Origin of the sequence: Candidatus Accumulibacter sp. ACC003, assembly GCF_907163085.1 — a bacterium.
Lineage (GTDB): Bacteria > Pseudomonadota > Gammaproteobacteria > Burkholderiales > Rhodocyclaceae > Accumulibacter.
Genome location: NZ_CAJQTX010000003.1, coordinates 130889 through 141772 on the forward strand (window position 1 = coordinate 130889; position 10884 = coordinate 141772).

The window sequence follows — 10884 nt, forward strand, 5'->3', positions numbered from 1 at the left end:
TACTTTGAAGACAAGGGAAAGATCATGAGCTCAGTCGTTGATGTTGTCGCCCGCGAGGTTCTCGACTCGCGCGGCAACCCTACCGTCGAATGCGACGTTCTCCTCGAATCGGGCGTCATGGGCCGTGCGGCGGTACCTTCCGGCGCGTCGACCGGGTCGCGGGAAGCGATCGAACTGCGTGATGGCGACGCCGCACGTTATTTGGGCAAGGGCGTTCTGCAAGCGGTCGAAAACGTCAATACCGAGATTTCGGAAGCGATCATCGGCCTCGACGCGCAGGAGCAGGCGTTCATCGATCAAACGCTGATCCATCTCGATGGCACCGACAACAAGGCGCGGCTCGGTGCCAACGCCATGCTGGCGGTGTCGATGGCCGTCGCCAAAGCGGCTGCCGAGGAGTCGGGTTTACCGCTCTATCGCTATTTTGGTGGTTCCGGGCCGATGCAGATGCCGGTGCCGATGATGAACATCATCAACGGTGGCGAACACGCCAACAACAGCCTCGATTTCCAGGAGTTCATGATTCTGCCGGTCAGTCAGAACTCGTTCCGCGAAGCCTTGCGCTGTGGTGCCGAGGTGTTTCATGCGCTGAAGGCCTTGCTGCACAAGAAAGGATTTTCGACTGCCGTTGGCGACGAGGGTGGCTTTGCGCCAAATCTCGGCAGCCACGCCGAAGCCCTCGAGCTGATCGTCAATGCCATCGAAAACGCTGGTTATTGCCCGGGTGACGACGTACTGATCGGCCTCGACTGCGCGGCCTCGGAACTGTACCGGGACGGCCGCTATCATCTGGCTGGCGAGCACCTGCAATTGAATGCGCACGAACTGACCGATTATCTGGCCAACCTGGCCGATCGTTTCCCGATTGTTTCAATCGAAGACGGCATGTCCGAAAACGACTGGGATGGCTGGAAAGTGCTCACCGGCCGCCTCGGCAAAGGCGTCCAGATCGTCGGCGACGACGTCTTCGTGACCAATACGCGGATTTTCAGGGAAGGAATCAAGCAGGGAATCGGCAACTCGATCCTGATCAAGATCAACCAGATCGGGACTCTGACCGAGACCTTCGCGGCGATCGAAATGGCCAAGCGCGCGGCCTACACGGCGGTTATTTCGCATCGTTCCGGCGAAACCGAAGACAGCACCATTGCCGATATCGCCGTCGGCATGAACGCCTTGCAGATCAAGACCGGCTCGCTGTCGCGCTCCGATCGCATCGCCAAGTACAACCAGCTGCTGCGCATCGAGGAAGATCTCGGCGACACCGCTGGCTATCCCGGTCGTGAAGCCTTCTACAACCTGTCCTGATCTGCGCGCAGTCTTTTGCCGTGCGTTGGCTGGCTGTCGCGCTACTGGTCGTGGTCGCTCTGCTGCAGCATCCCTTGTGGCTCGGCAAGGGCGGCTGGCTGCGGGTATGGGACGTGGACCGGCAGCTACAGGAGCAGAAGGAAGTCAACCGCGCGCTGGAAATGCGTAACGCCGGCCTTGATGCCGAAGCGCGTGATCTCAAGCAGGGTTACGACGCGATCGAGGAGCGGGCACGCTTCGAGTTGGGGATGATCAAGCGCGACGAAGTTTACGTCCAGATTCCCGACCGGCCGCGCGCCGCAGTCGCCATCGCAGCGCCGGCCAACGAGAAAGCCACCGAGAAAGCGACCACCGCCGGCAAGCCGCCAGCGCGACCGTCTGCCAAACACTAGCGGCCGGCGCAGTACCCGGACAGCTTGTGCTATGGAGGCCTGGACGGCGACGAATGATGGCTGGCCGCTCCTCCTACTCTGGCCCATCAAGCTTCAGGTCGCCACGACGGATCGCATCACCAACCACAATGGACGCAATCCGCAGGAACGCGCCTCGCTGAAAAAGCGCCTGCTGCGCAAGTGGATGAGCAAGTAAAGTCCGGCTTACTCCAAGGTGGCGGCTGGTGACGCAACTGCTTGTTTTACCACGGGTTATTGAAGTTAACGGACTGCCGGTCGCTGATGGCAACGTGGACGACCAGACGATCGGATTCACTACCCCGCGGAGACGACAGCAGTTCGCCGAAAATTGAAGCGCGTTCGGGCGCTCTTCCCACGGAAGCCGATCAACCCGAGCGCTGCAATTCCAACCAGCGCCAGGGTTGACGGCTCCGGAACTGGCTCCAAGGTCAACTGCCCGACGCCAACAGGCGTCTTGGCAAATGCCGAATTGACTACCAACCCGCTCTGCAAATCGTATTCCAGTACGCGGTCGTTGTTATAGCTACTTACCAGCAGGGTCTCGGGTATATTTCCGATCGTTCCGGGAAGCAGGCCCGGCACAAGAAAGCCCTGCGGAGTCAAGCCGAGCCCCTTCGGTCCATCCAGCATCCCACCCGAGGCGAGGGTCCCCAAGTAGTTTCCACCCAGGTCGAATTGCAGAATGGAATCATTTAGGAAACTCGAAACCCAAAGGTTCCCCAGTTGATCTATGGCGATACCCTCTGGGCCGTCCAGCAACGAGTTGCCGAACATTGAAATCACATCACCTGTAGTAGGGTCGAATTTGAGAATCAGATCGTTATCAAAACTCGATGCGTATAGAAGTCCTTCCCTGTCCACCTCCAGACCCCGCACGGAGTGCAGCTCCGGCGCGCTGAAGCTGGTCAGGAACGACCCTGCCAAGTCAAAGGCCAGAATGTTGTCTCCGCTGCCGACGAAAAGACGTTCTTGCAGCGCAGCGACCGCGATGCCCTGTGGGTTGTTCATGGCCGGATCGGAAATCTCAAACTGTTTGCTAAGCTTCAGAGTGCCGGACGCGTCCATCGTGGAATCAAAAACAAGCACTTTGTTTAGCGCTTGCTCCGATACGTAGACCTTGCCGAACGGGTCAATTTCCAAATAACCTGGCTTTCCGAGCGAAAGGAAATCCTTGGGTGCGAATGCGTCGTCGAAAAGACGGATTCCCGGTTCTTCCTCGACTACCAGTCGACCGCCCTTCGGTGCAGGCGCCCCTTCCATTTTCACGCTATCAACCTGAAACTTCTTTCCATCTCGGGTCACATCCCATTCCACGTCAATGGTTTTGTCTCCCTTCTCGTATACCTCCTTTACCTTCAGGACGCCATTTTTTTCGGGCAGAGCCTTTGATTCGCCCTTGCGGGTGATGCCGGCTTCCTCCTTGTTGACGGCGTCTTCGCCAGTTTTTGCCGAACCTTCATGATTGATTTGAAAGTCAGACTTTGTCTGGCTCGGGTCCGTCTTGCCCGGTGTGGCCTTCATCTTTCCGTCTTTGACCGAGTTGTAAACTTCATCCAGTTCGTGTTTCAACTGGGCTGCTTTCGTGGGCAACATGCTGCCTGGCCCTGGAAATTTCTCGATGTCGTCCAGGTCGATTTCCTGCACGCCTCCGCCGTGGAAGGCGCCCACGATTACTCCGTCCTGATTGCGCCCAACCTTTACTGTTACCTTGTTGGAAGCGTCGTCGGTGATGGTCTTCAGGTTCTTTCCGAACTCGTTGCTCGGAGTCCCCTCCACCTTGACTTTGCCACCTTCGATCTTGACAGCGGCACCTTCAACCAGATCCTTCAGCAGCTTTTCAAATGCAGCCTTGTCCGCATCCGATCCCGATACAGCCAGCTCGGCAGTCACCGGGCCAGCGAAACAGATGGCGCATACGGTCAGGACCAGCAAACCGAGCCTCTGCTTTGACATTCGTGCGATTAGCGATTTCATGGCCGTTCTCCGGACTAAGAGGACACTTGCGTGTTGAGCGACAGGATCGCGCCTTTGATCGGGCGCGAGTGAGCTACGTCATGCACAGACAACAGGGGGCCCTCCTGTTTCCACACGCGCGGTGGGTTTGGTAACGCACAGTCGGCTCAAGCGTCGACAGCGCTAAACGTGCAAGAAGCGAACGGGATAAAATGTGAAGCCCACAGGCGCCGCCAGGAACATGAATGGCGCGGATACTCGAACGACGAGCGCGAGTTTGGTGCGATTCTGCACAGCAGGAACGCGCTGCGCGACGGTACGTTCCATTGAGCAACTTGTTTCGCCAAGAATGCGTTACAAGATTCGTGCCTAAGATTGAAAGTGCAAGGAAATCATAGCCTTAGTTGTGGCATGACAAGTGTTGAGGTAAGTATTCGGCCAACCCGTAGCGCGCCAGCGCCATTGCCGAGGCGGGTTAGCGGCAGAGGACTGATCGGAAGGCTCTGTGAAGGGGGTAGAGCCAGATGTCCTTGATCGGGAGGATGGACTTGCTGGTGGGGCATTTCTTGCCTCGCCCGGCGGTTTGACCGACCTTGATCCAGTTGGCGGCCTGGTAGCAGGTGCCGCGATGGCGGGGCGTCTCGACGAAGGTTTCGAGCAGTACGGGGCGGTAGCCGTAGCGCGCCAGCCAGTCCTTGGGCAGTTGCCGCTGCATAAGCGAGAGGATCTTGGAGGCCAGGCCCTTGCACTGGATCCAGGGCAGGATCAGAAAGCGGGCATTGTTCACCACCAGTTGCAGGTTCCTTTGTCGCTGCTCATCGTGCCAACCGATGAATTGCTCGCGCGCGGCGAGTTTCCAGGCGCTGGCGCCGAAGCTGAGCAAGGCGACCAGGGTCTCGCCGGCGAAGACGAAGTAGCGGCTCTGACTGCCCGCCATGGGCGTGTGGCCGAGATAGTGGTAGCGGGCGATGTACTCGTTCCACAGACGCGAGTTCGCCGAACCGACGACCTGATGCAGACGCAGCGGCGGCAGTTCATGCACCGGCTGAGTGAGCAACGGTTGTGGATCGGTGGCGTGAGTAGGCAGATACTCGGGTTGGCGAGGAGCGGCCCGTCGTGCCGCCGGCAGGGTGAGCAGGCCGTCGGCCTGCATACGCAGCATGGCCACCCGGCAGGTCATATCCTTCAGCTCGCCATTGGGCTTACGCCAGTCGAAGAGCTCACACACCTGGCGCGACAGTTGCGCGCGGCTGCTGCCAGGATGGGCTTCGATCAGGCGGCAGAGGGCCTGCAGTTCGTCGTCGGTAAAGTGACGCCCGCAATAAGGCTTCACGAGCTATCGATGGGACGGCTCTGATCGACCGGGATGCCACGCATCTGAGCCAGTCGATCGGTCGCCATCGCCCAGGGCAGAAAGGCACTCAAGTCCGTCGGCGGCAGGTTGCCGTTGGCGGCGCAGGCCTCCAGATACGCCGTCAGCCAGGTGCGCGGGTTGATTCCCCACAAGCGCAGCGTCAGCAGCAAGCTGAACATCGTCGCGGCGAGTGCGCCGGACCAGAGACTGCCCGACCCATAGAAGTTCTTGCGTGCGACCACCGGCGTGCGCTGTGCGCGCTCGGCGGCATTATTGTCCATCGCCACCTCGGGGCGGTCGACAAAGACGGTCAGGCCGGACCAATGTTTGCGCATGCTTCGCAGCACCTTGCTCGCCGGCATTTTGAGCGCCGGGTTCGCCAGTTCGCTTTCCCGTTGACTGGCCATTTGCGTGATCGCCTGCCGCAAGGCGCGGTCGCGTTCGGCCCACTGTACTGGGTCGCTACGGACTTCCAGGCGCCGTCCATTCAAGTGGTAGAGCTGAGCGATCTGCTCGACCCAGGCCAGTGCCCAGTCCGCGAGCTCCGGATGGGCGTTGGCCAGTTCCAGGAAATCACGCCGCTGATGTGCCCAGCAGAAAGCCAGAATGAAGTGGTCAAGGACTCGCGCGAGCTTCTTGTAGGCCGAATAGCGATCACAGATGATGACTCCTCCGGCGCTACCGGAGAGCTCCCGGATCGGCACCGCCGCCGAGCGGCTCGGGTCGAGCACGAAGTGGATGACCGATGGGCCGTGGAACACCCAGAAATACCAGCGATGTCCGACCTTCCCTTCGGTCTCGGCAAAGACCCGCCAGCGGGTCTCGTCTGCGTGCCACTGTTTCTCGCTGCGTAGTTGGCCAAGCAGTGCTTCTTCAAGCGGCTCGAACAGCGGTGCCAAGGCACGCAGTCCGCCGGCCACCGTTCCTGCCGAGAGCGTCAGTCCGTGGTCGGACAAGTCTCGCAGAAGCCGATGCGTCGGCTGGCCGTACAAGAACTTCGACAGCAGCAGGTGCACCCAGATCGACACGCCGTACTTTCCACGCGGGATCAATCGTGCCGGCGGTGGCGCGGTCAGAATACCCCGCGCGCCCGAACACTGACAGGTCCGCCGGTAGCGCCGCCGGCAGATCTTCCGGCGGTAGGCCTTGACCTCGATCTCGAGGACTTCACTGTCTTCCGTGCCGGGAAAGTCGACGTAGCCCAGACCACAGTCCGGGCAATGCGGGCAGTCGATGTCGATGACCTCGATCTGCGTCGGCAAGTGACTTTCCGGGTTCCGCCCGTGACCCGCTGCTCCCGGTTGCTGACCTCGAGCTCGCGACGATTTTTGGTCCGCCGCCGGGTTCTTCTCGGCTCCCGAAGAGCGTTCTGACTTGCGACCAAACAGGCGTTTTTGCAGATCGCGGATCTTGCCCTTGGCCTGCTCCAGTTCGCTGCGCAAGGCCGCCTCGCGCGCCGCCGCTTGCGCCATTTCCACCCGATGAGCTGCCTCCGATTGCGCCAACCGAACCAGCGCTTGTCGATGTTGGCTCCGCCAGAAGCTGGCCTCCCAACGGAGCTTGATTTCCTGCTCCTTGGTTAGCGTCACCAACACCTCGGCGAACGGCGCCACTTGGCGGTGACTTGCCGCCGATCCTCCGCCAATGATGTCCGCACCCGTGTCCATGCGCCGCATGGTGCCGGATTTCCGCTGCTGTGTCCAGTCCAGATTTCCGGTCTACCCGCCAATCGCTGACTGAACCACGCCGACCAAAAAAGCGGGGGCTACGGGTTCACCGAATACTTACGTGTTGAGCGGAGAACGTGTAAAAAATATCGACAGGGTGGTGGGCAGCTTATCGGGATCGATCTGGGATCACTTCCCCAATCGCATTTGGTCGACGAGTGTTTGCATAAGATATTCAAAGAGTTGCAGCGTAATTGTTGCACGCTACCGCAATGTAATATTCTCCGACAAAGCGAAAGCGAAGCTCATTGAGACCGGAGGTGGCCCGTCCGCGGACGCGCCGTCGTCTGGACGCAAGTTCCAGTTCGCAGGAATACAGAGGGCTCCCTCATGCCCGGAAATCGCCCCGGAAACCTGGCAAACCAATCGACAAGCGTTCGCGGAGTTAGCGCTCTGCTCGAATATCCAGGGCCGCTCGGGATCGAGCGAGTCGCGGCGCGCAACTTCTTTGTGACGCGCTCGCCGAGTGGCGCCGGCCGTCGGTCTACTCCAGTAGTTCGATCTGGCCCGAGACGCCGACTGTGACCTGACTATCGCCGGCCTCGATCGGCATTGGTGCGGCCTCGGCCGAGGCCATTGCCGCCGCGCGCATCATCGGCCTGGCCGGCGCTCGGCCACCACTGTCAATCGTCAGGTGTTTGATGCGGTAAGGCTTGCCCATCGCCTCGGCGATCACCTTGGCGCGCGCCTTGAAAGCGGCAATAGCGTCGACGATCGCCTCACTCTCGGCTTTGCTGCGGGTTTCGGGTGCCGGTAGCATCGTCAGGCTGGCGACGCCCATCGACGCCTGCAGCTTGCCCAGCAAGTCGGAGAGCGCGGCCGTATCCGTGGACTCCAGGTCGAGGTCCGAGCGCATTCGCCAGCCCTCGATCTTGCCGCCCTTGGCGTAGACCGGATAGCTGTGGCTGGCACCGCTCTGCGCCTTGACCGCCCGGTAGGCACTGGCCGTCTTCAGTCCTTCGGCGATCAGTTCATTGACGCGTTTGGCCAGTTCGCCGGGCGTCGTGCCGCTGGCCTCGGCAAAGACCGTTGCCCGCGCCAGATCGTTGGCTGCCGGCCGAGCGGCCGCGGCGGCGAGGTCGATGGTCGTCGCGTTGCCGGCCTGTTCGGCCAGCGCTGGCGCGGCCAGCAGCACGGCCAGCAATGGCGCGGCGTGCAAGAGTGGTCGGAAGCTAGTCATGGCGGTCTCCGGGAATTCTGTTTTTGACGATGGCGAGTATCCTTCGGCGCCCAGCGCCAGCTGCGTCCGGGACGAGCCCGAAGGCGATCGAGCGCGTCCTGGCATGTGCATTGTAGCGTGCTCGGCAACTCTCTTTCTTGTGGTCAGTTGCCGGAAGCTTGGTAAAATCGGCGTCACGCGTTCGCTCCCGTTCGTGCGCGACGACTCTTTGAGGGGTCCCCATGCTGAAAGCAGGACAAGCAGCACCGATGTTCGTCCTACCCGATGCGGATATGGAACTTATCGATCTTGCGCAGTTCAAGGGAAAAAACAATGTCATTCTCTTCTTCTACCCCAGAGATGGCGCACCGTGCTGCACCTTGCAGGCCACCGATTTCTCGGATCACGACGAGGAGTTCGCTCGCCATGATTGCACGATCATCGGCATTAGCCGTGACGACTGTATCAGCCACGCTGAATTCAGGGACAAGCATGGAATTTCGGTTTCTCTTCTCGCGGACGAAGAAGGCTCGGCATGCAAGCAGTACGGTGTTTGGCAGGCGAAAGAAGTGAACGGTGCCAGGAAGTACGGCATCGTGCGCTCGACTTTCGTCATCGATAAACAGGGCGTTCTCCGTTTGGTACTTTACGGAGTGACCGCCAAAGGCCACGCGCTGGAGATGTTGCGCGTGGTGAAGGAAATCAATTCATGAACATGCAAGTTGCCAAGAACACCGTTGTTACCCTTGATTACAGCGTCGCCGATTTTGAAGGCGTGCTGGTCGATGCCGGCCAGGAGCCGTTGGTTTACCTGCACGGCGGTTACGATGACATCTTTCCATTGATCGAAGAAGCGGTGCAGGGCAAGAAGATCGGCGAGTCGGTGATCGTCAAGATGCAGCCCGACGACGCTTTCGGCGAATACGACGCGGCGCTGGTGCAGGTCGAACCGCGCAGTCAATTTCCTGACGAACTGGAGGTCGGGATGCAGTTCGAAGGCGTTCCGGAGGGTGCCGACGACGATGACGAAGATGACGACGAGGACGTCTTGATCTACCGGGTAACCGAAATGGCCGACGACAAAGTGGTCCTCGACGGCAATCACCCGCTGGCCGGCATGGCGCTGGTGTTTACTTGTACCGTCACCGCCGTTCGCCCGGCCACCGCCGAAGAAATCAGCCACGGCCACACGCACGACGGCCATTGCGAAGACGACGACGAGTAAACCGCGAGTCGAGCGATGGCGGTCGATTCCACCATGATCGCGGTGTGTCGCCCGGCAGGCAGCGCTGAAGCATGACTGCGCCAGCCCAGTACTGGCAAGGCGTTGCGGTGGGCAGGCAAAAAAGGTTTCGCACAAGGGAGCTAGACAGCCGGGGGGACTTCTGGCAGGATAGGTGGAGGGTCATTGGTCCACGTTTCAGCCGGAGGTATCGTGGTGGTTGCAACGAGCGAAGGGGAGTGGGTGCACTGCGGTCGCGTATTCAGCGCCGCGGAGATCGCCGAGGTGTGCGGGACGGTGGCGTGGCTGCCGGGATTGGCGCGCAAGGAGTTGGCGGCGACGGTCTGCGAGCACCTGGGGTGGACCACTCTGACAGGGACGGCGAAGATCAGCGCCTGCCTGGAGTTTCTGGAGCGTTTGCAGGCGGCCGGGCTGCTGACACTGCCGGCGATAAGGCCGTCGTCAGCACGCCGTTGCGCGCCGCCCGCGGCACCCGTAGATACGGTCACCGGGGAGCTTCCCGTGCACTGCGCCCTGTCGGCACTCGCACCGGTCTGCCTGGAAGTCGTTCGCGACGCGGCGTTGGTGGCGCAGTGGGATGCGCTGGTGGCGCGCTGGCACCCACTGGGTTTCCAGGGGGCCTTCGGCTACCGCCTGCGCTACTTCATCACGGCGGGCGACCGGCGGCTCGGCAGCGTCCTGCTGGCCGGCGCTGCCCGCGCGGTCGCCGTGCGCGACCGCTGGATCGGCTGGACGGCCCAGGCCCGCCGCGAGAACCTGGCGCGGGTGGTGAACAACAGCCGCTTCCTGATCTTTCCCCACGTCCGGGTGCCGCATCTGGCCAGTCATGTGCTCGGACAACTCGCGCGCCGCGCACGCGCGGACTGGCTCGATCACTGGGGCTTCGAGCCCCTGTTGCTGGAGACTTTCGTCGATCCTCGTCACTATACCGGCACCTGTTACCGCGCGGCCGGTTGGCAGTTGCTCGGGGCAACCAGCGGGCGCGGGCTGGCCCGCCCCGGCCAGTCGTATCGCAGCACGCCCCGCCAGGTGTGGCTCAAACCGCTGAGCGCCGATTGTCGCGACCGGCTGTGTGCCGCCCCTGGGAGCTCCCGGCCATGAGCAAACCCTGCCGTCGCCCGACACGCGCTGCCCTCAAGGAGCTGCGCTCAGAGAAGAAACGGCAGGAAAAGGCACTGAACGCGAAACGGCGCGCGAGTGGACAAGTCCTCCACTCCCCCACTTCTCTGCCCAACCGATGCTCAGCCTTCGCGACCGTCGGCGAGGAAAGGGAGGCCCGCGAGGACGCCGTGAGCAAAAAGACGCGTCTCCTGCGCAAAGAGCTACCCGCCTTGCTCGAGCAACTGGAACAAATTCCCGACCCGAGAGACCCCAGGAAGCGCCGCCACAAGCTGACCGCGCTGCTGCTTTACGGTCTGCTGATGTTCGTCTTTCAGTTCTCCTCTCGGCGCGAGACCAACCGCGAAATATCCCGTCCCCAGTTCATGGCCAACCTCCACCTGCTGTTCCCGGAGATCGAGACCCTGCCACACGCCGACACCCTGTTTCGGCTGCTGCGCGACATCGACCTTGACCACCTTGAGCAGGCCCACGTCGATCTGGTGAAGCGGCTGATCCGCGGCAAGAGCTTCCGCCGCTATCTGATCAACCACTGCTACCCCATCGCCATCGACGGCTCGCAGAAGGTCGCCGGCGACACCCTCTGGGCGGAGGAACTCCTCCAGCGG

Annotated in this window: 11 protein-coding genes; 7 read left to right on the forward strand and 4 right to left on the reverse strand. The window is 61.2% G+C overall.

Annotated elements, in window-relative coordinates; all coding sequences use genetic code 11:
* The first annotated feature begins 24 nt into the window (after window positions 1-24).
* The 3 genes from eno to QZ656_RS06875 are packed head-to-tail and all read left to right on the forward strand — an operon-like array spanning window position 25 to window position 1896.
* Window positions 25-1308 carry a phosphopyruvate hydratase gene (eno, locus tag QZ656_RS06865; protein ID WP_291992714.1) on the forward strand — a complete coding sequence of 428 codons (1284 nt, stop codon included), beginning with the start codon at window positions 25-27 and terminating at the stop codon, window positions 1306-1308.
* A 20-nt stretch (window positions 1309-1328) separates the two neighbouring features.
* Window positions 1329-1700 (forward strand): cell division protein FtsB, encoded by a 372-nt coding sequence (ftsB, locus tag QZ656_RS06870; protein WP_291992715.1) that lies wholly within the window; start codon window positions 1329-1331, stop codon window positions 1698-1700.
* A 31-nt stretch (window positions 1701-1731) separates the two neighbouring features.
* A complete protein-coding gene (locus QZ656_RS06875; RefSeq protein WP_291992724.1) occupies window positions 1732-1896 on the forward strand; it encodes a hypothetical protein in 165 nt (54 codons plus the stop codon).
* 119 nt (window positions 1897-2015) lie between these two features.
* Here QZ656_RS06875 and QZ656_RS06880 read toward each other — a convergent pair whose 3' ends face one another.
* The 4 genes from QZ656_RS06880 to QZ656_RS06895 form a co-directional block, all read right to left on the reverse strand.
* Window positions 2016-3695, reverse strand: coding sequence for a PEP-CTERM sorting domain-containing protein (locus tag QZ656_RS06880; RefSeq protein WP_291992716.1), 1680 nt, complete (start codon window positions 3693-3695; stop codon window positions 2016-2018).
* 454 nt (window positions 3696-4149) lie between these two features.
* The gene (locus tag QZ656_RS06885) at window positions 4150-5007 is read right to left on the reverse strand and encodes a DUF4338 domain-containing protein (RefSeq protein WP_291991636.1); all 858 of its coding nucleotides are present in this window, start codon (window positions 5005-5007) and stop codon (window positions 4150-4152) included.
* Window positions 5004-6704 carry an IS66 family transposase gene (locus tag QZ656_RS06890; RefSeq protein ID WP_291991655.1) on the reverse strand — a complete coding sequence of 567 codons (1701 nt, stop codon included), beginning with the start codon at window positions 6702-6704 and terminating at the stop codon, window positions 5004-5006. The genes QZ656_RS06885 and QZ656_RS06890 overlap by 4 nt, the downstream gene beginning before the upstream one ends.
* A gap of 535 nt (window positions 6705-7239) precedes the next feature.
* A complete protein-coding gene (locus QZ656_RS06895; RefSeq protein ID WP_291992717.1) occupies window positions 7240-7935 on the reverse strand; it encodes an SIMPL domain-containing protein in 696 nt (231 codons plus the stop codon).
* A 221-nt stretch (window positions 7936-8156) separates the two neighbouring features.
* Between QZ656_RS06895 and QZ656_RS06900 the strand changes: the two genes are divergently transcribed.
* The 4 genes from QZ656_RS06900 to QZ656_RS06915 form a co-directional block, all read left to right on the forward strand.
* Window positions 8157-8627, forward strand: a complete 471-nt coding sequence (locus tag QZ656_RS06900) for a peroxiredoxin (protein WP_291992718.1) — start codon at window positions 8157-8159, stop codon at window positions 8625-8627.
* A complete protein-coding gene (locus tag QZ656_RS06905) occupies window positions 8624-9139 on the forward strand; it encodes a peptidylprolyl isomerase (protein WP_291992719.1) in 516 nt (171 codons plus the stop codon). The genes QZ656_RS06900 and QZ656_RS06905 overlap by 4 nt, the downstream gene beginning before the upstream one ends.
* Window positions 9140-9349: 210 nt before the next feature.
* A complete protein-coding gene (locus QZ656_RS06910; RefSeq protein WP_291991618.1) occupies window positions 9350-10258 on the forward strand; it encodes a DUF4338 domain-containing protein in 909 nt (302 codons plus the stop codon).
* Window positions 10255-10884: transposase family protein (locus QZ656_RS06915; RefSeq protein ID WP_291992720.1), on the forward strand; the 630-nt coding region annotated here is incomplete at its 3' end. The genes QZ656_RS06910 and QZ656_RS06915, both read left to right, overlap by 4 nt.